This window comes from Rhizobium sp. PP-CC-3G-465, from assembly GCF_004343445.1.
Lineage (GTDB): Bacteria > Pseudomonadota > Alphaproteobacteria > Rhizobiales > Rhizobiaceae > Ferranicluibacter > Ferranicluibacter rubi.
This window is the reverse complement of the sequence record NZ_SLYH01000001.1, coordinates 2,539,917-2,561,991: the sequence shown is the minus strand read 5'-3', so window position 1 is coordinate 2,561,991 and position 22,075 is coordinate 2,539,917. Positions and strand designations below refer to the sequence as shown.

The window sequence follows — 22,075 nt, the reverse complement described above, 5'->3', positions numbered from 1 at the left end:
CGGGGCAGAGGGCGCGATCGTGATCGCGCCGGAAGCTTCGCCTCCCGTCAAGCCGAAAAGCTGACCCGCACGCCGCGCTGCCGGAAGTAGGCCTGCATCATCTTGCGGCCCGAGCGGTTGTTCTGCGCGAGCTTGGCGGGATCGAACACGGCTTCTGCCGCACCCTCCCGGGCAAGCGCCGCCTTGAGGCTCGCAATATGGTCGTCGATGTCGGCATTGTCCGACTGGAGCGATGCGTAGATCTTTTCGGTTACCTCGGCCACGGTCTGTTCGCTCACGGTATCTGTCCCTTCTTTCACGAAACCGGTCGGATATCACGATTTGGAGAATCGCCAAACTGCAGACTGCGGATGCAAATTGGCGGTCCCCGGAAGGCATAAAGGCCGACATTCGGAAGAAGATCCCCCGCAGGACGGAACGGAGAAGCACGCGCTCAGTTGCGGAGGTGTCATTCCCAATGAAAGGTGACCGAGATGTTCATGCGCGTCGATCAACTACAGGCAGAACTGCCTGCGCCCAAGCGGGCGGATCCGAATGCCGCGGCCGCCCTGCAGGAGTTGCTGGGTGGGAAATACGGCGAGATGTCGACGCTCGGGAACTACATGTTCCAGAGCTTCAACTTCCGTTCCAAGGAAAAACTGCGCCCCTTCTACAGCCTCGTCGCCAGCATCACGGCCGAGGAACTCGGCCATGTAGAGCTCGTCAGCAACGGCGTCGCCATGCTCGCCAACGGTCCGGACAAGAAGGATGGTGACACGGGCGATGGCGGCGATATTTCCGGCGCGCCGTGGGAGGACATGAAGGACATCCGGCTCGCTGCCGCCTTCCTGTCGGGCGGCGGCGGTGCCATGCCGGTCAACAGCAATGGCGCCTCGTGGAACAACGACTTCATCACAACGACCGGCAATGTCGTGGTCGATCTCCTCCACAATTTCCATCTGGAATGCGGCGCACGTCTCCACAAGCTGCGTGTTTATGAAACCCTGACCGATCCGACCGGCCGCGAGGTCTGCGGCTATCTCCTCGTGCGCGGCTCCGTCCACGCGCACGCCTATGCCTTGGCGCTGGAAAAGATCACCGGCGTAAAGATCAAGGACTTCCTGCCGACACCGAACATTCCGCTGAGCAAGATCCCGGAATGCCAGAAATACCTGGACGAAGGCTCCCACCGCCGCCTCTACACGTTCAGTCCGAAGGACTACAAGGAAATGGCGGGCATCTGGGGCAACGGCGAAATGGCCCTTCCGACCGATCCGCCAGGCGAACTCGAAGTCGTCGACGGCATGCCGGAAGGCGGCAAGATCCACCAGCTCGTCGGCGTACCCTCGGCCTTCACCCCGGACTACGCCCCGGAAGAAATGTTCGAAATCGCCCAGAAACTCTACAAGAAGTCGCGCTAGGCCCTTATTGCCTTACGTTTGAAGCTGCAGGCTGCGGTCCTCTTGGGGGTCGCGGCCTGTTTGAGTTTGCTACGGCATGTGTTTGCGCGCGGTCGGGCGAGATAATGAAGGGATGGCGGACAGGGCGGGATTCGAACCCGCGGTACGCTCTCACGCACACACACTTTCCAGGCGTGCGCCTTAAACCACTCGGCCACCTGTCCTTGATATCGTCACCGCTGGTTTGGGCGGCGAGATTGTTGCGCGGATGGCGAAGGATCGCGACCGGGTGCAACGGTTCGCCAAAAATCCTATGATCGGAAAATCCTGCGAACGGCGCGATATATACCGATGATCTCAAAGCGATCAACCGAAATCTGACAGATTTTTGAACGGGCGACAGGCATTTTCCCGCAGGCAGATGGTGCTTGGGCCAAGGTACCATTGCGGTTGGGCGGCGAGAACCTATCTTATGATGGAAGCACGAGGCAAAGTGTGATGAGGAAACCGGTCCCGGCCGGCCAGGTCGGACTGCCGGCAGCAACGGTTGCCGGCTTGCAGCGCTCTTGGCATTCGCAGAGCAATATGGGTAGCCGCAGGCAGGGGAGACGAATGATGGCAATTCTCTTCAGGCTCGCGAGCGTTCTTGCCCTTCTCGCCGCGCTTCTTGCGGGAACGGTGGATGCTGTGCGCTCTGTGTCCGAAACGGCTGTGGTCATGACGCCGCTCGGCATTGCGGTGGCGTCGATCAGCACGTCCGGGCTTGAGATGATCGAGGCCCTGGAGCGGCCGGGCGGCAGCTTTGCCGCGATGCAGCCGGTCGTACGCTGGTTTCTGCAGCAACCGGCCTTCGCGGTCTTTCTGATCGTGGCGCTGTTGTTCTGGATGGCCGGGTATCGCCCAGCGCGCAGGCGTCAGCTGGCCTGATGCCGTTATGAAGGCCGGCAGAGCAGAGCAAGACCCGCATGGAGATTCGCCGCTTTTGCTCCAACGACATCAATTTCGACGATACGAACAACCCATTCTGAAATGGAGACGGATCTTATGTTTCTGACCGAGCTTTTCAGCAAGAAAACCACCATGCCCGAGCCGCAAAATGCGCTTCCCGGGCGCGACGCACCCCTGCCTACATCGGCACATCACGCCGTCAACCGGCAGCCGCTGAAGGGGCCGTATCCCGATGGCATGAAGACCGTGCTGCTCGGCATGGGCTGCTTCTGGGGCGCCGAGCGCCTGATGTGGCAGCTGCCCGGCGTCTATGTCACGGCGGTCGGCTATGCCGGCGGCTACACGAAAAACCCGACCTACCAGGAAACGACGACGGGACTGACCGGCCATACCGAGGTCGTTCTCGTGGTCTATGACCCGAAGGTCGTCGGGTTCGGCGAGATCCTGAAGGTCTTCTTCGAGGAGCATGATCCGACGCAGGGCATGCGCCAGGGCAATGATGTCGGCACGACCTACAGATCCGCCATCTATGTCGGAGACGAGGCGCAGCTTGCCGAAGCGAAGACCGCGCGCGATGCCTATCAGGCCCAGCTGAAGAAGGCGGGCCACCGTGAGCCGATCACCACCGAGATCGCGATGGCCGGCACATTCTACTTCGCAGAAGCAGAGCATCAGCAGTATCTGGCCAAGAACCCCAATGGCTATTGCGGCCTGCGGGGAACGGGCGTGAGCTGCCCCGTGCCTGCCCTCTGATCCGGCATTCCGAGGCTCGCGTCTCAAGACCCTGCTGCAAAGGGATGGCAGCGCATGCCTGCCATCCCCCGGCATTGCTTCCGGGACCGTTTCGGATTAATACATGACACTCTCTTTCATGTTTTAACCGCCGGGACGCCGCGACAGCGCCGATGACCTTCCAGCCCAGGATGAACAACAGGATTTCCGGTTTCGACGTGATTGGAACCTGGAACCGGCGTGTCTATACCGGTGTGGTCGCCGACCTCTGGGACGTGCAATGCGCCCGGTTGGCCGGCGGCGTCTATGTGGCCGACGCGCCCCGGCTTTTCGTGGTGCTCGAAACCCTTGGAGATCCCGCGCGGCGTCTCTCCATGGCGTCGATATCGACGGGCACGTCTTCCGCACGGGAACACGGCCTGCCCGGTTCGCCCTGCCGGCGCCTGTCCTACATTCCCGCTGGCATGGAGCTTCGCGCCGAGCTTCAGGGCATCAGCGCGATCCGCCATCTCGATCTGCATTTCGACGCGGCCGCGCTCGGCCAGCGCGTGGGCGGCGAGCTCGATCCCCTTGTTCTCGAACAGCCGCGGCTGATGTTTGCCGATCCGCGCCTCATCGCCGTGGCCGATCTTCTGGCGGCAGAATGCGCAGATCCCGATCCGCTGCACGATCTCTATGGTGATGGCCTTGCGCTCGGTCTCTTCATCGCCCTGATGCGCGTTCCCCCACCCAGTCGGCGTTTGCGCGGCGCGCTGGCGCCCTGGCAGCTGCGACGGGCCACCGAGTTCATCGAGGCTCATTGCCTGCGCGGTATCCGGCTGGAGGAGCTGGCCCTGCTCACCGGCCTTTCCCAGTCGCATTTCAGCCACGCCTTCAAGGCCTCGACCGGCATGCCGCCGCACCAGTGGCAGATGAAGACGCGCATCGAGCATGCGAAATCCCTGCTGGCAGCCGGCAAGGCGAGCCTCAGCGAGGTCGCAGCAGTCACCGGCTTTGCCGATCAGGCACATTTCACCCGGGCGTTCCGCAAGATGTCGGGCACCACGCCCGGCCGGTGGCTGCGCAGCCGCTGAAGGGCTGGATAGCCGAGCACGCGTGGCGAATTTGCCGCAGTCTCACTGTAGATGCTGCGCCTGAGAACATCGCCTCGGAATCGTTCAAAATCCGCAGGACGGATCAATCCGATCCCGCTTACTTGAGCTATGCGAAACATGAGAAATCGCCTCATCTTCATGGGGCGACAATGCCGGATAAGGAACAGGTGTCGGGGCCGTTCTGCCGGGTGGCCGAGATGGGGTGACGACATGACGGGGACAATCAACAAAAGCCGCAAGGCGGTCTGGCTCGCGGGAGCCGCAGCCATCGCATGTGTGGCCGGTACATCCGCTGCACTGGCTCAGGAGCCGCAGGCTCAAACCCCGCAGGTGCAGGGCCAGCAGCCGACGCAACTGGAAGCCATCGTCGTGCGCGGCGGGCAGGCGGCAGAGGGATCGGCAACCGGCCCGGTCGAGGGTTACGTCGCCCGCGACACGACGGCGGGGTCGAAATCGGCGCTGCCGGTGACAGCCGTTCCGCAGTCGGTCTCCGTCATCGGCCGCAAGGAGCTGGATGACCGCGGCGTCGTCACCAAGATCGACGAAGCGCTGCGCTACACCGCCGGCGTCACCACCGAGCCCTTCGGCTCCGATCCGGATACGGACTGGTTCTACATCCGCGGCTTCGACGCGACGCAGACCGGCGTCTTTCTCGATGGTCTCAATCTCTATTCCTTCGGCTTCGGCGGCTTCCAGACGGATGCTTACATGCTGGAGCGTGTCGATGTGCTGAAGGGCCCGGCATCGGTGCTCTATGGCGGCGCGACCCCCGGCGGCATCGTCGATCTCATCCGCAAGCGCCCGCAGGACGAAGCCGTTCGCGAGGTCGAGGTCGGCATCAACAATTTCGGCAATGCCTTCCTCGGCTTCGACGTCAACCAGAAGGTCAGCGATGCCGTGACCTACCGCGTCACCGGCAAGGTGGCCGGCGGCGAGCAGGAGAGCGACTACGCCAACGATCTGCGCGGCTTCCTCATGCCGCAGATCCGCTACCAGCCGGACGATGCGACCAGCCTGACCGTCTATGCGACACTCTCGGGCCTTAACCAGCGCCATACCGGCAACGGCTTCCTGCCCTACGAAGGCACGGTGGTGAACGCGCCCTTCGGCAAGATCGACCGCGACGCCTTCTTCTCGGAGCCCGATCTCGACACCGGCCGCTACGACCAGCAGATGATCGGCTACGAGGCCGAGCACACGTTCGACAACGGGCTGAAGCTCTCGCAGAACCTGCGCTACAGCCACCTCGACAAGCACGAAGTGCTGTTCTACCCGTTCGGCTACGTCAACACGACGGACCCGGCGGCGCCGAACTATTACGATCTCTACCGCGTCGGCTTCGAGCACACGAGCAAGGTGGACAGCTTTGCCGTCGACAACCGCGCCGAGATCAAGCTCGACACCGGCCCGGTCGAGCACAACCTGCTCGCTGGCATCGATTACAAGCACTACCGTCTCGATCAGGTCCAGGCCGTCCCGGCATGGCCGGCGGCCGCCACGCCGATCGATCCCGTCGATCCGATCTACGGCCTGCCACAGCCGGGCCTGAGCGGCGTCTATCTCGATCAGGTTCTGACCCTGCAGCAGGTCGGCCTCTATGCGCAGGACCAGATGCGCTTCGGCGACGGCTTCCTCGTCACGCTCAACGGCCGTTACGACTATGTGGATACGCAGTCCGACGCGCGGATCGGCACGAGCTACCGCAACAATGACAGCGCGCTCAGCGGTCGTGCCGGCCTTGCCTACGAATTCGACAACGGCATGACGCCCTATGCCAGCGCCGCCACCTTCTTCAACCCGCTGATCGGCACCTCCTATCTCGGCGGCGCTCTCAAGCCGGAGGAAGGTCACCAGTTCGAAGCCGGGCTGAAATACGTGCCCACCGCCATCGACGGCCTCTTCACGGTGTCGGTATTCCAGATCGTCAAGGAAAACGTGGCGCTGACCCGGCCGGACTTCCTGCAGGAACAGCTGGGCGAAGTGACCTCCACCGGCATCGAGCTGGAGGCCAAGGTCAATCTCGACGCGCACTGGTCGCTGCTCGGCTCCTATTCCTATACGGATCTCGAGATCACCGAGGATCTCAATCCGGCCCTCGTCGGCAACCGTCCATACCTCGTGCCGAAGAGCCAGGCGGCCGTCTGGGTCGATTATGCGCTGACCGAAGGCGCGCTGGAAGGCATGAGCATCGGCGGAGGCCTGCGCTATCAGGGCACGTCGTTTGCGGACAACGAGAACACCCGCGAAGTGCCGGATGCGCTTCTGGCGGACGTGGCCATTCGCTATGAGAAGAAAGGCTGGGGTGCTGCCCTCAACGTCGCCAACCTCTTCGACAAGGACTACGTGAAGAGCTGCCAGGGCGTTTCCACCTGCGGCTATGGCGCCGGGCGCACGATCACGCTGAAGCTCAGCAAGTCGTTCTGATCCTCGCCTGCGAAGGCTCGCATCACCCGTGAACAAGGCGAACCGCGGCGGATCCAGACAGGGATCGCCGCGGTTCTTGTCGTTTGCGGATAGGAGGATGAAAGTTTTACCAGTTGAAAAATTTCGGGTGTATTTTCCTAAGGCCCGTGCAAGGATACACCTCAATCAGGCCCGCCACAAAGCGCGGCCGGTTCCGCAGACATGCTTCCGACATAAGAGAAGCGTGCGGGAGGACCCAGAAAACACATGGTAACAAACAGGGCTGCACAATGAAGAAAACCCTCCTCGGTCTCCTTGCCTTCTCGATGATGTCGGCCACGGCGCTGGCCGCCGACATCAAGCCCGCGGTCATTTACGACCTCGGCGGTAAGTTCGACAAATCCTTCAACGAATCCGCCTTCAACGGCGCCGAGAAGTTCAAGGCCGAAACCGGCATCGCCTATCGCGAGTTCGAAATCGCCAATGACGCTCAGCGCGAGCAGGCGCTTCGCCGCTTTGCCGGCGACGGCAACAGCCCCATCGTCATGGCCGGCTTCTCCTGGGCCGCCGCGCTCGAAAAGGTCGCCGCCGAATATCCCGACACCAAGTTCTCCGTCATCGACATGGTCGTGGACAAGCCGAACGTGAAGTCCGTGGTCTTCAAGGAGCAGGAAGGGTCCTATCTCGTCGGCATTCTCGCCGGCCTCGCTTCCAAGTCGAAGACCGTCTCCTTCGTCGGCGGCATGGACATTCCGCTGATCCACAAGTTCGCCTGCGGCTATATCGGCGGTGCCAAGTCCACCGGCGCTGACGTGAAGGTTCTCGAAGCCTATACCGGCACGACGCCGGAAGCCTGGAACGATCCGGTCAAGGGCGGCGAAATCGCAAAGTCGCAGTTCGACCAGGGCTCGGACGTCGTCTACCACGCCGCTGGCGGTACCGGTGTCGGCGTTCTCCAGGCGGCAGCGGATGCCGGCAAGCTCGGCATCGGCGTCGACTCGAACCAGAACGCCATGCAGCCCGGCAAGATCCTGACCTCCATGATCAAGCGCGTCGATGTCGCCGTGTATGACAGCTTCATGAGCGTCAAGAACGACACGTTCAAGGCCGGCATCTCCAATCTCGGCCTGAAGGAAGACGGCGTCGGCTATGCCGTCGACGACAACAACAAGGCGCTGATCACGCCCGAGATGCAGGCCGCCGTCGACAAGGCGAAGGCCGACATCATTGCCGGCACGCTTCAGGTCCATGATTATATGACGGACGAAACCTGCGCCTACTGAGGCGATCCGCGATACGGGAAAGCATCGTCGGCCCATGTGGCCGACGATGCATGCCCCTCGACGGCGTGTCAGTAATGCGGCGGCCGCGTATTGGCGGGGGCCTCCAGCGAGGTCTCTTCCAGCGTCAGGAACCGTTCGGTCAGCCGGTCCAGTTTCGTGCGAACCTGGTCCACGATCTTCCACTGTTCGGCAAGCTGCTGCGACAGGTCCTCGATCACGCGGGCCTGATGCGCGATCGTTTCCTCGATGGCCGTCATCCGTGTCTCGTCGCTCGTCATGATCGTCATTCTCTCTTTGTCGCTGGCGGATCGTCTTCTCTCGTTATAGAGGGTTCGCCCGGCGGCAGGTCAAACGCGAAACAGCCGATCCGCTGATTTAGCGCTTCCGATCGCCGTGATCGATGTTAGCCTTAGGCTTCCCGCTTTCCTTAAAGCGGGCGGTCGGACAATCAAGCAAGCACCCGGCGGCACGGCCTGCCGACAACGGGTGCCGGGAACGGGATGCGGCTGCCATGAGCGATATCGCGATTGAGCTTCGGGGCATCGACAAGAGCTTCGGCCCTGTCCACGCCAACAAAAATATCAACCTCGTCGTCAAAAAGGGAACGATCCACGGGATCATCGGCGAAAACGGTGCCGGGAAATCGACCCTGATGTCGATCCTCTATGGCTTCTACCAGGCCGATCGCGGCGATATCCTCGTCGATGGCAAGGTGCTGACGATCAAGGACCCGAATGCGGCGATCGCAAGCGGCATCGGCATGGTGCACCAGCATTTCATGCTGGTCGAAAACTTCACCGTGCTCGAAAACGTCATGCTCGGTGCCGAGGACAGCCCGGTGCTGAATGCCTCGATCTCCAAGGCCCGTATCGAGCTGAAGCGGCTGGAGAAGGAATATGCGCTGGAGGTCAATCCCGATGCCATCATCGAGGAACTGCCGGTCGGCCTGCAGCAGCGCGTGGAAATCCTCAAAGCCCTCTACCGCAAAGCCGATATCCTCATTCTCGACGAGCCCACGGGCGTTCTGACGCCGCCGGAAGCCGATCACCTGTTCCGCATTCTCGAGCAGCTGAAGAACGAGGGCAAGACGATCATCCTGATCACCCACAAGCTGCGCGAGATCATGGCCGTCACCGACGAGGTCTCCGTCATGCGCCGCGGCGAGATGGTCGCCACGCGCGAGACGGACAAGACCTCGGTCGAGGAACTGGCCGAGCTCATGGTCGGACGGCGCGTTCTGCTGCGGGTGGAAAAGGGCGAGGCCCGCCCCGGCGCCATCAAGCTTTCGGTGCGCAACCTCACGGTTCGCGACGGCCGCGGTGTCACCATGGTCGATGACGTCTCCTTCGACATCCGGGCGGGCGAGATCGTCGGCATCGCCGGTGTCGCGGGCAATGGCCAGTCCGAGCTTCTCGAAGCCATCGCCGGCATCCGCCGTGCCACCGGCGGTACGGTGGAACTCAACGGCTCCACGGTCGATGTCACCGGCCTTGCCGACCCGGCCGAGCTGCGCACGCGCGGCCTCGCCCATGTTCCGGAAGACCGCCATCATGTCGGTCTCGTGCTGAAGTTCGAGGAGAGCGAAAACGCCATTCTCGGCTATCACCGCGATCCCGCCTATAAGAAGGGTGCCCTGCTCGATATCGCCGCCATGCGGGCGGATGCGGAGGCGAATATCGCCAGATACGATATTCGCCCGCCGAACCCGCGCCTGAAGACGGCGAATTTTTCCGGCGGCAACCAGCAGAAGATCGTGCTGGCGCGCGAGATGGAGCGCAATCCCGATGTGCTGATCATCGGCCAGCCCACCCGCGGCGTCGATGTCGGTGCCATCGAATTCATTCACAAGCGGATCATCGAGATGCGCGATCAGGGCAAGGCCGTCCTTCTGGTCTCGGTCGAGCTCGACGAGATCCGCGCTCTGTCGGACCGGATCCTCGTGATGTTCGCCGGGCGCGTCGTCGGCGAGCGGACCTCCGACGCCGACGAGGGCGACCTCGGTCTGTTGATGGCCGGTGTCGAAAACCGCGTCGAAAACCGCATGGAGGCCGCCCGGTGAGCAATCCTTACGCCAAACTGCCCGGCTGGGCCGAATACGGTCTCATCCCGCTCGTCAATCTCGTCGTCGCCTTCCTCGTGGCCGGCCTCGTAGTGCTGCTCGTCGGCGAGAGCCCGCTGGAGGCCGCCTACCACCTGATCAACGGCGCCTTCGGCCGCGGCGAATATATCGGCTTCACGCTCTATTACGCCACGACCTTCATCTTCACCGGCCTTGCGGTCGCGGTCGCCTCGCATGCCGGTCTCTTCAACATCGGCGGCGAGGGGCAGGCCTATGTCGGCGGTATCGGCGTCGCCCTCGTCTGCCTCTGGCTCGATCGCATCATGCCCTGGTACGTCGTCTTCCCCTTGGCGATCCTCGGCTCGGCGGCCTTCGGGGCGCTGTGGGCGTTCCTGCCCGGCTGGCTGCAGGCCAAGCGGGGCAGCCACATCGTCATCACCACCATCATGTTCAACTTCATCGCTTCGAGCCTGATGGTCTACCTGCTGACGCGTGTCCTCAAGCCGCTCGGCTCCATGGCGCCGCAGACGCGCACATTCGAGGCGGGCGGGCAGCTGCCGAAGCTCGACTGGCTGCTCGGCATCTTCGGGCTCGACATCGGCAATGCGCCGTTCAACATCTCCTTCCTGCTGGCGCTGCTGGCCGCCTTCGGCTGCTGGCTTCTGATCTGGCGCACGCGGCTCGGCTATGAAATGCGCGTCATGGGCCACAGCCCGTCGGCAGCCCGCTATGCCGGCATCAAGGATGCGCGCATCACCGTCATCGCCATGATGATCTCGGGCGGGCTCTGCGGCATGATGGCGCTGAACCCGATCATGGGCGAGCAGTTCCGCATGCAGCTCGATTTCGTCCAGGGCGCCGGCTTCGTCGGTATCGCGGTCGCCCTCATGGGCCGCTCGCACCCGGCCGGCATCATTCCCGCCGCCATCCTTTTCGGCATGCTCTATCAGGGCGGTGCCGAGATCGCTTTCGAGATGCCCACCATCTCGCGCGACATGATCGTCATCATCCAGGGCCTCGTCATCCTCTTTGCCGGCGCCCTCGAAAACATGTTCCGTCCGGCGATCGGGCGCATCTTCGCCTCTGTCGCAAGCAGCAGATCGGCATCGTCAGCCGCCAAGGGAGCCTGATCCATGGATGTCTTTCACATGCTGGTGACAGTGCTGGAATCGACCATCCGCGTCTCCGTGCCCCTCATCTTCGCAGCCCTCGGCGGTCTCTTCACCGAACGCGCCGGCGTCTTCGACATCGGGCTCGAGGGCAAGATGCTGGGTGCCGCCTTTGCCGCCGGTGCGGTCGCGGCGGTGACCGGGAATGTCTGGGCCGGTCTCCTCGCCGCCATCCTCATCTCTGTCCTCCTGTCGCTGGTCCACGGCTATGCCTCCATCACCCAGCGCGGCAGCCAGATCGTCTCGGGCGTGGCGATCAACTTCATCGTCTTCGGCTCCACCGTCATTCTGGGCGAAGCCTGGTTCCGCCAGGGCGGCCGCACGCCGGCGCTTGCTGGAGACGCCCGGTTCTCGACCATCACCTTCCCCTTCGCCGAGGAGATCCGCCCGGTTCCCGTCATCGGGCCGATCTATGCGGATCTCATCTCCGGCCACTTCTTCCTCACCTACCTCGCCTTCGCCATGGTGCCGATCACCTGGTGGATCCTCTACCGCACCCGCTTCGGCCTGCGCCTGCGGGCCGTCGGCGAGAATCCGGGCGCGGTGGATACCGCCGGCATTTCTGTCGTCTGGATGCGCTATCGCGCCGTCATCTGCTGCGGTATTCTTGCCGGTCTCGGCGGCGCCTACCTGTCGCTCGCCATGACCGCCGGCTTCGTCAAGGGCATGACGGCCGGCAAGGGCTATATCGCGCTCGCAGCGCTGATCTTCGCCAAATGGAAGCCGCTCAACGTCATGCTCGCCTGCCTGCTCTTCGGCTTCCTCGATGCGCTGGCCATTCGCCTGCAGGGCAATCCGCTGCCGCTGATCGGGCAGATTCCGGTGCAGCTCATGCAGGCACTCCCCTATATTCTCACCGTCATCCTTCTCGCCGGCTTCATCGGCAAGGCCGTGCCGCCCAAGGCCGGCGGGGTGCCCTATGTCAAGGAGCGCTGATCCCATGGCGACCGATCTCTTCGAAGCCGCACGCAAGGCCATGGCGCTCGCGCATGCGCCCTATTCCAAGTTTCCCGTCGGCGCGGCCATCCGCGCTGAGGACGGCACGATCTATGCCGGCGCCAATATCGAGAACCTCTCCTTTCCCGAGGGCTGGTGTGCCGAAACCACGGCGATCAGCCACATGATCATGGGCGGCGCCCGGAAGATCCTGGAAGTCGCCGTCATTGCCGAAAAGCTGCCGCTCTGCCCGCCCTGCGGCGGCTGCCGCCAGCGCCTGTCGGAGTTTGCCGAAGCCGGCACGCCGATCTATCTCTGCGACGAGACCGGGGTGAAGAAGACGGTGACCCTCTCGGACCTCCTGCCGCATTCGTTCGCCACAGACACGATCGGCTGATCTCGCCCCCAAGGCTCTCAAGGCCGCAAAGGGCCGCGATTGGCTTTGCCAAACGGCGCCAAAACCTCTACCGCATCAGGACCGAACCCGCCCAAGGGAGGCACCTATGACACTGGAAGCCAGCAACCGGCAGCTCGCCTCTCTCGCGCTGTCCCTGCTCGACCTGACCGATCTGAGCGACGACTGCACGCCTGAGGCCATCGAGGCGCTTTGCGCACGGGCGCGCACGCCGCATGGGCCCGTTGCCGCCATCTGCATCTGGCCGCGCTTCGTACGCCAAGCCCGCGGCATTCTCGGGGCGTCGAGCCCGGTGCGCATCGCAACCGTCGTCAATTTCCCCTCGGGCGACCTGACAGTGGATGACGTCGTCGCCGAAACTACCACCGCGATTGCCGATGGTGCCGACGAGATCGACCTCGTCATTCCTTATCGCGCTTTGATGGCCGGCGACGAGCAGGCGGTGCGCGAGATGATCCGCGCCGTGCGCACGGCCTGCGGCGAAACCATTGTTCTCAAGACCATCCTTGAGACGGGAGAGCTGAAGGAGCGCGGGCTGATCCGCAACGCCTCCCACCTCGCCATCCAGGAAGGCGCCGACTTCATCAAGACTTCCACCGGCAAGGTCGCCGTCAACGCGACGCTGGAAGCGGCCGACATCATGCTGACCGCCATCCGCGAAAGCGGTCGCCGTGTGGGCTTCAAGCCGGCCGGCGGCGTCAAGACCGTGGCCGACGCGCGGCTCTACCTGACGCTCGCCGCCACCATTCACGGTCCCGACTGGCTGATGCCCTCGACCTTCCGCTTCGGTGCGTCGGGCCTGCTCGGCGATATCCTCTCGATCATCGACGGGCGCGAGTCCCTTGCCGCACCAGCGGCGTATTGAGGCGATGATCCCGCAGGAATTCATCCGCCGCAAGCGTGATCGCGTCGCCCTCGAGGCGAGCGAGATCGCCGACTTCGTCGCCGGCATGGCCGACGGCTCCATTGGCGATGCGCAGGTGGCGGCCTTCGCCATGGCAACATGGTTTTCCGGCATGACCAGCGCCGAGACGGTGGCGCTGACCGTCGCCATGCGCGACAGCGGCACGGTGCTCGACTATCACGCGCTCGGGCGGCCGGTGGCCGACAAGCACTCGACCGGCGGTGTGGGGGACAATGTCTCGCTCATGCTCGCGCCGATCCTGGCCGCCTGCGGCCTCGTCGTCCCCATGATTTCCGGCCGCGGCCTTGGGCATACCGGCGGCACCCTCGACAAGCTCGAATCCATTCCCGGCTATCATATCGCGCCATCCGCGGAGACCCTGGGTCGTGTCGTGGAAAGCGTCGGTTGCGCCATCATCGGGCAGACGGCGGATCTGGCACCGGCCGACCGTCGGCTCTACGCGATCCGCGACATCACCGCGACCGTGGATTCCGTGCCGCTGATCACGGCCTCCATCCTGTCGAAGAAGCTCGCGGCCGGCCTCGGCTCCCTCGTGCTCGACGTCAAGGTCGGCAGCGGCGCCTTCATGGCCTCCCTGTCGGAAGCCGAGATCCTCGCCCGCTCGCTGGTGGACGTCGCCAACGGGGCAGGGCTGCGCACCACGGCTCTCATCACCGACATGAGCGAACCGCTGGCCGATGCCGTGGGCAACGCGCTGGAAATCCTCAATTGCCTCGCCTTCCTGCGCGGCGAGAAGCAGGGCACGCGTCTGGAGCAGGTCGTCATGGCGCTTGCGTCCGAAATGCTGCTGGTTGCCGGCGTTACCTCGGGCCCGGTCGAAAGCCAGGATGCGGCGCGGCGGGCGCTGGAAAGCGGAGCGGCCCTCGACATCTTCGGCCGCATGGTCTCGGCGCTGGGCGGGCCTGTGGATTTCGTGGAGCGCCCGGAAGCCTATCTGACAGCGGCGCCGGTCATCCGGCCGATCACCGCCGACCGCGCGGGCGTTCTCAGCACCTGCGATGCCCGTGCCATCGGGCTGGCGGTCATCGCGCTCGGTGGTGGACGCACCCGCGCCGACCAGTCGATCGATCACAGCGTCGGCTTCTCCGACATCCTGCCGCTCGGCACCCGTGTGGAGGCCGGACAGGCACTTGCCCGCGTCCACGCCGCCGATGATGCGGCCGCCGAAGACGCCGCGTCGGCGTTCATGGCAGCCTATACGATCGAGGACGGCGCTCCCGCGTCCCGTCCGATCATCCTGTCCCGCCTGACGGCCTGAAGTTAGCGCTTCAGCCTCAAGGCCCCGTCCTCGACGGCAAAGGACGAGAGACGGTTGAGGAAGCTCATGCCGACCAGCGTGTCGGACAGGGCTGCATCCGGCAGCACCATGGCCTGCACATTGTCGACGGCGATGCTGCCGACCTTGATCCGCTTCAAGGTCACCGATGCCGCCTTCGCCAGGCCGTTCGCGGTGGAAACGGAGATGGAATAGTCGAGCGTTGAGAGCGAAAGGCCGATCCGTCGTGCGGTGCTCTCGTTGAGCGCGACCACGGTCGCGCCCGTATCGATCAAGCCGAGAACGCTGCGGCCGTTCACTTCGAGGTTGGTGCTGAAATGCCCACCCGGTCCGGCCGGCAGCACCACCTCGCGCGCGCCGGCGGCTGCCGGCACCGCCGGGGCGGTGGCGGAGGGCTTGGCAGGCAAGGTTGCCTCGGGCGTTGACGTCCGGTCGAGATACCGGTCGGTCAGGTTCGGAAGGGTATAGGCGCAGAGCCCGGCAAGGCCTGCAATCATCAGCACGCGGCTCATCATGCCCGCAACTCCGCAGCAACTTAAAAGTGTTAGAACACCGCGTGTCATGAATGACGCGCGGTGTTCTAACTATCGTGCAGGGTCTTTAAGAAGACGCAAAGACGGCGCGGCCTGCTCCGTCCCTTGCGCCTGAGGGTTAACGAACCTTACTTCGTCCCGTACATCCGGTCGCCGGCGTCGCCAAGGCCGGGCATGATATAGCCCTTCTCGTTGAGGTGGCTGTCGATCGAGGCGGTGAAGATCGGCACGTCCGGGTGCACGGCGTGGAAATTGGCGATGCCCTCGGGGGCTGCGAGAAGGCAGAGGAACCGCAGGTTCACAGCGCCGCGCTCCTTCAGCTTGTCGATGGCGGCGATCGAGGAATTGCCGGTCGCGAGCATCGGATCGACGACGATCACCAGCCGCTCCGCCATGTTCTCGGGCGCCTTGAAATAATACTCGACCGCTTCCAGCGTTTCATGGTCGCGGTAGACGCCGACATGCGAGACGCGCGCGGAGGGCACCAGTTCCAACATGCCTTCGAGAAGCCCGTTGCCGGCCCGCAGGATCGAGGCGAACACCAGTTTCTTGCCTTCGAGCACGGGCGCCTGGATCTGCTGCATCGGCGTCTCGATGGTTTCCATCGTCAGCTCCAGATCGCGCGTCACCTCGTAGCAGAGCAGCGTTGAAATCTCGCGCAGAAGCCGCCGGAAGCCCGCGGTCGAGGTTTCCTTCTTGCGCATGATCGTCAGCTTGTGCTGGACGAGCGGGTGGTCGATGACGGTAACGCTGGTCATGCTGTAAGCCTCTTGCCGCGACGGATGGAACCCATCCCTTTTCCACGGAAAGACCCGCCGCCGCAAGTCCGCCGCCGCGCCGTCCCCAACCCATCACACGATGTCGCGCAGCAGGTCAGAGGCGCGAGAGCAGCGTCGCGCGCGTGTCCTCGTCCACGAAGGCGGCCTCGATGGCGGTGCGGGTCATGGCATTGATCTCCGCGTCAGCGAACCCCATCACCTCGGAGGCGATATCGTATTCCTGCGCAAGCGATGTGTGGAAGAACGGCGGATCGTCCGCATTCAGCGTGACGCGGCATCCGGCATCGCGCAGCACCCTGAGGGGATGGGCATGAAAGCCGGTGAAGACGCCGAGCGCGATGTTGGATCCGGGGCAGGTCTCCAGCACGACGCCTTCCGCCGCGATCCGACGGACGAGATCGGCATCCTCGATAGCGCGCACGCCATGGCTGATGCGCGACGGCCTGACGATGTCGAGCGCATCCCGCACGCTGTCGGCACCCGCCATCTCGCCGGCATGGATGGTGAGGCCGAGCTCCGCATCCCGGGCGATGTCGTAGGCACGCGCGAAATCCGCGACCCGGTACATGCGCTCCTCGCCTGCAAGGTTAAAGCCGGTCACGAGTGGATGATCCCGACGGGCGGCGTAGAGCGCGGTGCGCTCTGCGGCCTCACGGCCAAGATGGCGGATGATGGTGATGATCATCCGGCCCTCGATGCCGGTTTTCGCACGTGCCGCCTCGATACCGGCAGCAAGCCCGCGGAGATAGGCATCGGCGCCGATGCCGATCGTGTTGCCGTGGTCCGGCGATACGATGATCTCGCTATAGATCGTGCCGGCGGCGCTCAGCTCCGTCAGATAGGTCTCGGCAAGCGTCGCATAGTCTTCTTCCGTGCGAAACAGGGATGCGACGCGGTCGTAGCAGACGATGAATTCGCTGAAGTCGGTCCAGACATAGGACCCGTCCTCGATGAGGCCGGAGACGTCGACGCCATACTTTTCCGCCTGCGCAAGGGCAAGCGCGGGCGCCGCAGCACCTTCGATATGGCAGTGCAGTTCCGCTTTCTTGAGGTGCAGCGTCACAGAAAACTCCTTCCATGGGGGCCGGGCTCGATACCGAGATGCTGTGCCACCGTCTCGCCGATCCCGGCAAACCCGGGGATGATCCCGATCGGCCGGCTGGCGACGCCGGGGCCGAAGAGCAGCACGGGCACCCGCTCGCGCGTATGGTCAGTGCCCCGCCAGGTCGGGTCGCAACCATGGTCACCGGTCAGGATGACGATATCGCCCGGCCGCAACACGGCGTCGAGTTCGGGCAGCCTGCGGTCGAAGGCTTCCAGCGCCGCCGCATAGCCCGCGACATCCCGGCGATGGCCGTAGAGCATGTCGAAATCGACGAAATTGGTGAAGACGAGGTCGCCATCCCCGGCCTCCTGGATCGCCTTCAGGCTGGCATCGAAAAGCGCTTCGTTACCATTCGCCTTGATGGTGCGGCCGATGCCCTGATGGGCGAAGATATCGGCGATCTTGCCGATGGCGTGCACGGTGCGGCCCGCCTCGGTCAACCGGTCGAGCAGCGTCGGCTCCGGCGGCAGCACCGAATAGTCGCGCCGGTTTCCGGTCCGCACGAAGTCCTGCGCCGTCCGCCCGATGAAGGGACGGGCGATCACCCGCCCGATATTATGATCGTCGAGCAGGCGGCGAACGGTCTGGCAGAGGTCCAGCAGGCGCTCGAGGCCAAAACGCTCTTCATGCGCGGCGATCTGGAAGACGGAATCCGAGGAGGTGTAACAGATCGGCTTTCCCGTCGCCAAGTGCGCCTCGCCGAGCCGCGCGATGATGTCGGTGCCGGAGGCGTGGCAATTGCCGAGGATACCGGGAACACCACCCTCTTCGCAGATCCGGGCGACCAGCGCCTCCGGAAAGGCGTCGCCGGTATCTGGAAAGTACCCCCAGTCGAACCGCACCGGCGTTCCCGCGATCTCCCAGTGACCCGACGGCGTGTCCTTGCCGCGCGACACCTCTTCGGCCGCGCCATAGACGCCGTCGATGGTCTCGGGAAGGGTGACGCCGGCGGTCAGGCTGCCGCTCGAAAGCCGGGCAGCGTGGAAGAGCCCGCGCGCCGCCATGTTGGGAAGCGCCAGCGGCCCGGCGCGAAGACCCTGCCGGTCGGCCGCACCGGCTGCGCAGAACTCGGCGATGTGGCCGAGCGTGTCGGCACCCTCGTCGCCGAAGGCGGCGGCATCCGGCGCACCGCCGATGCCGAGGGAGTCCAGAACGAAGAGAAAAGCCCGCACGTTCCGCAATCTCCTGAAAGATATCCCCAAACCGGGTCCGATCGTTTGCGGCAAGAGATACGCTTCGCCTCCCGTTTTTGCAAACCGGGTGCGCAGCATACGGGGTGGCGCTTACCTGCAGAGCGAGCAGCTGATCCCGAGGCCGACGCGCTGGCGATAATAGTAGTTTTCCGAAAGGTTCATGATAGACAGCGAATTGTCCTTCATACCCGGCGGCGTGAACAGCATGAGTTCATAGGGAACGGTGAATTCCGAGCGGACGACGAAGGTATTGAGGACGGTGAGGTCCGAGGGAACGGAAACGGTCGCGTTGACGGCATAGGGCGTGCCGCCCTTTTCGTCGCGCGACCATGCGACGACCCCGACTCCCGGCGCGGTGACGCGAATGCCGGAGACCTTCAGCGTGTATTTGCTGATGGAGAACGGCGCCATGATGCTCAGCGCCACGTTCTTCATGCCGTCGAGTTCCGTGGGCGTGACCTCCGTCTTCTGACTGAGGATGTCGGCCACGGTGCCGGTTGCCTGCGAGACTTTCTGCGACATGTTGAAGCCGACGGACAGCTCGAACGCGCCGAGATAGATCATCAGGAGTATCGGTGCGATGAGAGCGAATTCGATGCCGCTCGTTCCCCGCCGATCGCGCGCCAAGTGGCGAAACAGCAAAACGAGAGGTGAACGCGGGCTGGTGTTGCGATTTGCACCGGTCATCTCAGAATTTCTCGTTCATGAAGGCTGCCGTCGTCGCCATGAGATAATCGTTCGGCATAGAACTGCCGGCCGGGCGCAGATTGGTGATGTAGGGGCGCACGAGATCGGTCACGACGGTCCAGCGGTAATAGGCACGGATCAGGTTGATCGATCCGGGCCCTCCGGGCGCATATTTGAAGCCGGTGACGTCGAGATCGGTGCCCTTGCGTGGAATGGCGATCGGAATATCGCTGAAGCTCGTATAGCTGCGAACGTCGATCAGCAGCTTGGCAGGCGTTCCCACTTCGCTGGCAGAGCAGCTCAGCATGGCCGTGAGCTCGTTGCAGAAGGCTGTCCGGAACTCGCTCTGGTTCATCGTCGCCGGCAGCAGGCCGGTGCGGATCTTGCGGGCCATGGTCTGGGTGGCATTGGCGAGGATCTGTTCGCCGGTAAACGCGACGAAGGTTTCGATCGAAGCGAAGATGACCATAAGGAAGGGAATGACGAGAATGGCGAATTCGATCGCGGCCGCGCCCTTGCGATCGCGCGCAAAGCGGCTGGCAAGCGTCTGGCGTGCCGATGCCTTCACGCCATCCTGTCCGTCGTCTCGTCTCGTGAGCGCCATCGTGCCTGCCATGTTCCCGGGAATGGCAGCTTATCGAGAAAGCGTTTCGACTTCGTAACGTCGCGATGGCGAAGAGCGACAGGCGTCTACTTCTTCGTATGCTCTTCGCAGCTTGGCGTGCAGGTGAGGACCGCGCGGGCCGTCGAGCGATAGACCCGTAGGGTATTGCCTTCGTCCGTCGAGACGAGGATGCGCTGATCGACGATCGGATTGTCGTTCTCATCGAGAATGACGATGTTGGTCGTGCCCACGGCCTTGCCGGTGAGAACGATGGTCTGCGCGTCGGCAACGGTGGCATCGGCGATCTCGGCGCTGCCGATGATCACCCGGCTGACGCTGCGGTCGAGTTTGAGAACCCGGGCATGGTTGAGATAGACGTTCATCAGCGCGGCATCCTGCGCGATCGCAAAACCCGGCGTCATGGCACCCGCAGCAAGGCACAGGGTCGCGCCGAGCATCGTTCTGATGTGCGTATGTGCAAATGAAGAGACGCGGGAAAGCGAGGGAAAGGCCATGACGTTGCAGGATCCGGTGATGCCGATGAGGCACCATCCGTGGTTTTGGTGAATGAAGAATTAAGGCCAGGGACGGAAGGTCCCTGGATGGGCGGCATCCCCTTCATTTGTCCAAATTCGTTCATTTTTTGGTAACGCTCTTCCTTAAGTCGATCGAAATGCGTGCTGGGTAAGTTCATTGCAACCGGCCGGCAGAGACATGTCGGCGGCAGTGCTGAACACGAAACATTGAAGCAGGAGAAATGACATGACCGCAGTTTTCGCGCGTTTTCTCAAGGACGAGTCCGGCGCTACCGCCATCGAATACGGCCTGATCGCATCGCTGATCGCTCTGGCGATCGTTGCCGGTGCAACGACCCTCGGCGGTCAGATCAACACGGCATTCGGCAACATTGCTAAGAAGCTTGGCACTGAGTCGACAATCAAATAAGACGATCTCACTTTTCATCGGTGTCTTCAGAAGTGGCAGTCTACGGAGGCGGCCATTTCTTATTTTCCTTGCGAAGACAAGAGTAATTGCTGGTATCCCTTGCTTCGCGGGGTTGAATGTCAAATAGCTCCTGGAGCGAGATATGGTTCAGGCTGCAATTTTCGTCATTTTCCCCTTGTGTCTTGCTTTTGCTGCCTGTTCCGACTTTCTCTCGATGACGATTCCCAACCGGGTTTCCGCCATCCTGCTCGGCGCCTTCGTCGTGATCGCGCCGTTAGCCGGCCTCGACATGACCCAGATCGGTCTCCATCTCACCGCCGGCCTTACCGTCTTCGCCGTCTGCTTTGGGCTCTTTGCCCTCAACGTCATGGGCGGCGGTGATGCCAAGCTGCTGACCGCCAGCGCCGTCTGGTTCGGCTGGAACGTGAGCCTTCTCACCTTCCTCGTGGCCGTTTCCTTCCTCGGAGGCGTGCTTGTTCTCGCAATTCTCGTGTTGCGAACCCAGGAGAACTTCATCCTCGCCTACCGCATTCCGGTCCCAGCACAACTCTTTCAGGGCTCCAAGGTGCCCTACGGCGTCGCCATCGGCTGCGGTGCCTTCCTGACCTTTCAGGAATCCCCCCTGATGCAGCTCGCTCTGGCGCATATGCGCTGAAGCGCAATCGATGCCCTGACTTAACCTCCTGTTAAGCATAGTCGGTTCGTTTTCGTTAACCTTAATTATACCTTTACGCCGTAGCCTTTTCCCAAGTGATCCCAGCGTGATCAAGGAAGGGTTCGGTCCATCAGATGAAGCCGGCGCGCGTTTTTATTTTGGCGGTTGCGGTCGTCTCGGCCGGCCTTGCCGGCCTGCTGGCGATGAGCATCACCGGGCCGACCGTCGTCGAGACGGCAGAGCCGGTCATCGAGCGTGAGCCGACCGTCAACGTCCTCGTCATGGCCAAGAGCCTGCCAGTCGGCGCGCGCCTCAGTGCCGATGCCATCCGGTGGATGGCCTGGCCGAAGGCCGGGATCGTCGATGGCTTCATCACGGACGAGGCCCGCCCGGATGCGGCCACGCAGCTGCAGGGGTCCGTGGTTCGCCTGCCGCTTCTCAATGGCGAACCGGTTCGTGCCGAAAAGATCGCCGATGCCTCCGGCCAGATCCTCTCCTCTATCCTGCCGGCCGGCAAACGCGCCGTGTCGACCGAGATCACCGTTGCCACCGGTGCCGGCGGCTTCATCCTGCCCAACGACCGCGTCGATGTGATCATGGTCCGCAAGGGCGAGGGCAAGACGTTCAACACGGAAACCGTGCTCAGCAACGTCCGTATCCTCGCGGTCGATCAGCAGATCGAGGAAAAGGACGATGGCTCCAAGACCGTTCTCGCGACCACCGCGACGTTGGAGCTGACGCCCGACCAGGCCAAGGTCCTCGCCGTCGCCCAGCAGATGGCCGATCGCCTGTCGCTCGCTCTGCGCTCGATTGCCGACGCGCAGGAACCCGACACGATCGCTGCCGACTACCTCCTCTCCGGCGGCAGCCGTCCGGCCGTCCAGCTGATCAAGTCCGGCTCCATCGTCTCCTCCGACGGCGAGACCAAGACGGGAGCGATGCAATGATCGCGCGC

24 protein-coding genes and 1 tRNA gene are annotated in these 22,075 nt (G+C 63.3%); 15 read left to right on the top strand and 10 right to left on the bottom strand.

Going from position 1 to position 22,075, the window contains the following annotated elements:
* Nucleotides 1–47: 47 nt before the first annotated feature.
* Nucleotides 48–278, bottom strand: a complete 231-nt coding sequence (locus C8J33_RS12175; RefSeq protein WP_092931249.1) for a hypothetical protein — start codon at nt 276–278, stop codon at nt 48–50.
* Nucleotides 279–473: 195 nt separating this feature from the next.
* On the opposite strand from C8J33_RS12175, the gene C8J33_RS12170 reads away from it, so the two are divergent.
* Complete coding sequence (locus C8J33_RS12170; RefSeq protein ID WP_132664364.1) at nt 474–1,400, top strand: manganese catalase family protein; 927 nt, start codon at nt 474–476, stop codon at nt 1,398–1,400.
* 113 nt (nt 1,401–1,513) lie between these two features.
* Here C8J33_RS12170 and C8J33_RS12165 read toward each other — a convergent pair.
* A tRNA-Ser gene (locus C8J33_RS12165) sits at nt 1,514–1,603 on the bottom strand.
* A gap of 391 nt (nt 1,604–1,994) precedes the next feature.
* On the opposite strand from C8J33_RS12165, the gene C8J33_RS12160 reads away from it, so the two are divergent.
* The 5 genes from C8J33_RS12160 (at nt 1,995) to C8J33_RS12140 (ending at nt 7,839) form a co-directional block, all read left to right on the top strand.
* On the top strand, nt 1,995–2,306 hold the full coding sequence (locus tag C8J33_RS12160; protein WP_132664547.1) for a hypothetical protein: 312 nt from the start codon (nt 1,995–1,997) through the stop codon (nt 2,304–2,306).
* Nucleotides 2,307–2,423: 117 nt separating this feature from the next.
* Nucleotides 2,424–3,080, top strand: a complete 657-nt coding sequence (msrA, locus tag C8J33_RS12155; protein ID WP_110800642.1) for a peptide-methionine (S)-S-oxide reductase MsrA — start codon at nt 2,424–2,426, stop codon at nt 3,078–3,080.
* Between the two features lie 152 nt (nt 3,081–3,232).
* Nucleotides 3,233–4,132 carry a helix-turn-helix domain-containing protein gene (locus C8J33_RS12150; RefSeq protein ID WP_132664363.1) on the top strand — a complete coding sequence of 300 codons (900 nt, stop codon included), beginning with the start codon at nt 3,233–3,235 and terminating at the stop codon, nt 4,130–4,132.
* Nucleotides 4,133–4,363: 231 nt separating this feature from the next.
* On the top strand, nt 4,364–6,577 hold the full coding sequence (locus C8J33_RS12145; RefSeq protein WP_132664362.1) for a TonB-dependent siderophore receptor: 2,214 nt from the start codon (nt 4,364–4,366) through the stop codon (nt 6,575–6,577).
* A gap of 269 nt (nt 6,578–6,846) precedes the next feature.
* Nucleotides 6,847–7,839 (top strand): BMP family lipoprotein, encoded by a 993-nt coding sequence (locus C8J33_RS12140; RefSeq protein WP_110800517.1) that lies wholly within the window; start codon nt 6,847–6,849, stop codon nt 7,837–7,839.
* Between the two features lie 68 nt (nt 7,840–7,907).
* Here C8J33_RS12140 and C8J33_RS12135 read toward each other — a convergent pair whose 3' ends face one another.
* The gene (locus C8J33_RS12135) at nt 7,908–8,117 is read right to left on the bottom strand and encodes a SlyX family protein (protein ID WP_110727851.1); all 210 of its coding nucleotides are present in this window, start codon (nt 8,115–8,117) and stop codon (nt 7,908–7,910) included.
* 233 nt (nt 8,118–8,350) lie between these two features.
* On the opposite strand from C8J33_RS12135, the gene C8J33_RS12130 reads away from it, so the two are divergent.
* The 6 genes from C8J33_RS12130 to deoA all read left to right on the top strand — a co-directional run bounded on the left by C8J33_RS12130 (nt 8,351) and on the right by deoA (nt 14,601).
* On the top strand, nt 8,351–9,898 hold the full coding sequence (locus C8J33_RS12130; protein WP_132664361.1) for an ABC transporter ATP-binding protein: 1,548 nt from the start codon (nt 8,351–8,353) through the stop codon (nt 9,896–9,898).
* Nucleotides 9,895–11,028, top strand: coding sequence for an ABC transporter permease (locus C8J33_RS12125; RefSeq protein WP_110733241.1), 1,134 nt, complete (start codon nt 9,895–9,897; stop codon nt 11,026–11,028). Before C8J33_RS12130 ends, C8J33_RS12125 begins: the two co-directional genes overlap by 4 nt.
* A gap of 3 nt (nt 11,029–11,031) precedes the next feature.
* The gene (locus tag C8J33_RS12120) at nt 11,032–12,003 is read left to right on the top strand and encodes an ABC transporter permease (RefSeq protein ID WP_110727674.1); all 972 of its coding nucleotides are present in this window, start codon (nt 11,032–11,034) and stop codon (nt 12,001–12,003) included.
* Between the two features lie 4 nt (nt 12,004–12,007).
* Complete coding sequence (locus tag C8J33_RS12115) at nt 12,008–12,400, top strand: cytidine deaminase (protein WP_165906648.1); 393 nt, start codon at nt 12,008–12,010, stop codon at nt 12,398–12,400.
* A gap of 106 nt (nt 12,401–12,506) precedes the next feature.
* On the top strand, nt 12,507–13,283 hold the full coding sequence (gene deoC, locus C8J33_RS12110; RefSeq protein ID WP_132664360.1) for a deoxyribose-phosphate aldolase: 777 nt from the start codon (nt 12,507–12,509) through the stop codon (nt 13,281–13,283).
* Nucleotides 13,284–13,287: 4 nt separating this feature from the next.
* Nucleotides 13,288–14,601: a thymidine phosphorylase gene (deoA, locus tag C8J33_RS12105; protein ID WP_132664359.1), complete on the top strand. Its 1,314-nt coding sequence runs from the start codon at nt 13,288–13,290 to the stop codon at nt 14,599–14,601.
* Between the two features lie 2 nt (nt 14,602–14,603).
* Here the strand turns inward: deoA and C8J33_RS12100 are convergent, their stop codons facing one another.
* From C8J33_RS12100 to C8J33_RS12070, 7 genes are all read right to left on the bottom strand, one after another.
* Nucleotides 14,604–15,134, bottom strand: coding sequence for a TIGR02281 family clan AA aspartic protease (locus C8J33_RS12100; RefSeq protein ID WP_132664358.1), 531 nt, complete (start codon nt 15,132–15,134; stop codon nt 14,604–14,606).
* A 146-nt stretch (nt 15,135–15,280) separates the two neighbouring features.
* Nucleotides 15,281–15,910, bottom strand: coding sequence for a uracil phosphoribosyltransferase (gene upp, locus C8J33_RS12095; RefSeq protein ID WP_110727850.1), 630 nt, complete (start codon nt 15,908–15,910; stop codon nt 15,281–15,283).
* Between the two features lie 115 nt (nt 15,911–16,025).
* Nucleotides 16,026–16,994 (bottom strand): adenosine deaminase, encoded by a 969-nt coding sequence (locus C8J33_RS12090; protein ID WP_132664357.1) that lies wholly within the window; start codon nt 16,992–16,994, stop codon nt 16,026–16,028.
* Complete coding sequence (locus C8J33_RS12085) at nt 16,991–18,208, bottom strand: phosphopentomutase (RefSeq protein ID WP_245507116.1); 1,218 nt, start codon at nt 18,206–18,208, stop codon at nt 16,991–16,993. The genes C8J33_RS12090 and C8J33_RS12085 overlap by 4 nt, the downstream gene beginning before the upstream one ends.
* Before the next feature lie 111 nt (nt 18,209–18,319).
* Nucleotides 18,320–18,916: a TadE/TadG family type IV pilus assembly protein gene (locus C8J33_RS12080; RefSeq protein ID WP_132664355.1), complete on the bottom strand. Its 597-nt coding sequence runs from the start codon at nt 18,914–18,916 to the stop codon at nt 18,320–18,322.
* A 1-nt stretch (nt 18,917) separates the two neighbouring features.
* Nucleotides 18,918–19,520, bottom strand: coding sequence for a TadE/TadG family type IV pilus assembly protein (locus C8J33_RS12075; protein WP_132664354.1), 603 nt, complete (start codon nt 19,518–19,520; stop codon nt 18,918–18,920).
* 86 nt (nt 19,521–19,606) lie between these two features.
* Nucleotides 19,607–19,978 (bottom strand): pilus assembly protein N-terminal domain-containing protein, encoded by a 372-nt coding sequence (locus C8J33_RS12070; RefSeq protein ID WP_132664546.1) that lies wholly within the window; start codon nt 19,976–19,978, stop codon nt 19,607–19,609.
* Between the two features lie 304 nt (nt 19,979–20,282).
* Between C8J33_RS12070 and C8J33_RS12065 the strand changes: the two genes are divergently transcribed.
* From C8J33_RS12065 to cpaB, 3 genes are all read left to right on the top strand, one after another.
* Nucleotides 20,283–20,465, top strand: coding sequence for a Flp family type IVb pilin (locus C8J33_RS12065; protein ID WP_132664353.1), 183 nt, complete (start codon nt 20,283–20,285; stop codon nt 20,463–20,465).
* A gap of 142 nt (nt 20,466–20,607) precedes the next feature.
* A complete protein-coding gene (locus tag C8J33_RS12060; protein WP_132664352.1) occupies nt 20,608–21,120 on the top strand; it encodes an A24 family peptidase in 513 nt (170 codons plus the stop codon).
* Between the two features lie 134 nt (nt 21,121–21,254).
* Entirely contained in the window at nt 21,255–22,067 is an 813-nt protein-coding gene (cpaB, locus tag C8J33_RS12055) for a Flp pilus assembly protein CpaB (RefSeq protein ID WP_132445384.1), read from the top strand.
* Nucleotides 22,068–22,075 lie beyond the last annotated feature (8 nt).

What these genes read in the sequence shown, in the direction of transcription:
- C8J33_RS12170 (WP_132664364.1), top strand. Translation starts at nt 474, where the DNA reads ATGTTCATGCGCGTCGATCAACTACAGGCAGAACTGCCTGCGCCCAAG.
- C8J33_RS12160 (WP_132664547.1), top strand. Translation starts at nt 1,995, where the DNA reads ATGGCAATTCTCTTCAGGCTCGCGAGCGTTCTTGCCCTTCTCGCCGCG.
- msrA (WP_110800642.1), top strand. Translation starts at nt 2,424, where the DNA reads ATGTTTCTGACCGAGCTTTTCAGCAAGAAAACCACCATGCCCGAGCCG.
- C8J33_RS12150 (WP_132664363.1), top strand. Translation starts at nt 3,233, where the DNA reads ATGACCTTCCAGCCCAGGATGAACAACAGGATTTCCGGTTTCGACGTG.
- C8J33_RS12145 (WP_132664362.1), top strand. Translation starts at nt 4,364, where the DNA reads ATGACGGGGACAATCAACAAAAGCCGCAAGGCGGTCTGGCTCGCGGGA.
- C8J33_RS12140 (WP_110800517.1), top strand. Translation starts at nt 6,847, where the DNA reads ATGAAGAAAACCCTCCTCGGTCTCCTTGCCTTCTCGATGATGTCGGCC.
- C8J33_RS12135 (WP_110727851.1), bottom strand. Translation starts at nt 8,117, where the DNA reads ATGACGAGCGACGAGACACGGATGACGGCCATCGAGGAAACGATCGCG.
- C8J33_RS12130 (WP_132664361.1), top strand. Translation starts at nt 8,351, where the DNA reads ATGAGCGATATCGCGATTGAGCTTCGGGGCATCGACAAGAGCTTCGGC.
- C8J33_RS12120 (WP_110727674.1), top strand. Translation starts at nt 11,032, where the DNA reads ATGGATGTCTTTCACATGCTGGTGACAGTGCTGGAATCGACCATCCGC.
- C8J33_RS12115 (WP_165906648.1), top strand. Translation starts at nt 12,008, where the DNA reads ATGGCGACCGATCTCTTCGAAGCCGCACGCAAGGCCATGGCGCTCGCG.
- deoC (WP_132664360.1), top strand. Translation starts at nt 12,507, where the DNA reads ATGACACTGGAAGCCAGCAACCGGCAGCTCGCCTCTCTCGCGCTGTCC.
- deoA (WP_132664359.1), top strand. Translation starts at nt 13,288, where the DNA reads ATGATCCCGCAGGAATTCATCCGCCGCAAGCGTGATCGCGTCGCCCTC.
- C8J33_RS12100 (WP_132664358.1), bottom strand. Translation starts at nt 15,134, where the DNA reads ATGATGAGCCGCGTGCTGATGATTGCAGGCCTTGCCGGGCTCTGCGCC.
- upp (WP_110727850.1), bottom strand. Translation starts at nt 15,910, where the DNA reads ATGACCAGCGTTACCGTCATCGACCACCCGCTCGTCCAGCACAAGCTG.
- C8J33_RS12080 (WP_132664355.1), bottom strand. Translation starts at nt 18,916, where the DNA reads ATGACCGGTGCAAATCGCAACACCAGCCCGCGTTCACCTCTCGTTTTG.
- C8J33_RS12075 (WP_132664354.1), bottom strand. Translation starts at nt 19,520, where the DNA reads ATGGCGCTCACGAGACGAGACGACGGACAGGATGGCGTGAAGGCATCG.
- C8J33_RS12070 (WP_132664546.1), bottom strand. Translation starts at nt 19,978, where the DNA reads ATGCTCGGCGCGACCCTGTGCCTTGCTGCGGGTGCCATGACGCCGGGT.
- C8J33_RS12065 (WP_132664353.1), top strand. Translation starts at nt 20,283, where the DNA reads ATGACCGCAGTTTTCGCGCGTTTTCTCAAGGACGAGTCCGGCGCTACC.
- C8J33_RS12060 (WP_132664352.1), top strand. Translation starts at nt 20,608, where the DNA reads ATGGTTCAGGCTGCAATTTTCGTCATTTTCCCCTTGTGTCTTGCTTTT.
- cpaB (WP_132445384.1), top strand. Translation starts at nt 21,255, where the DNA reads ATGAAGCCGGCGCGCGTTTTTATTTTGGCGGTTGCGGTCGTCTCGGCC.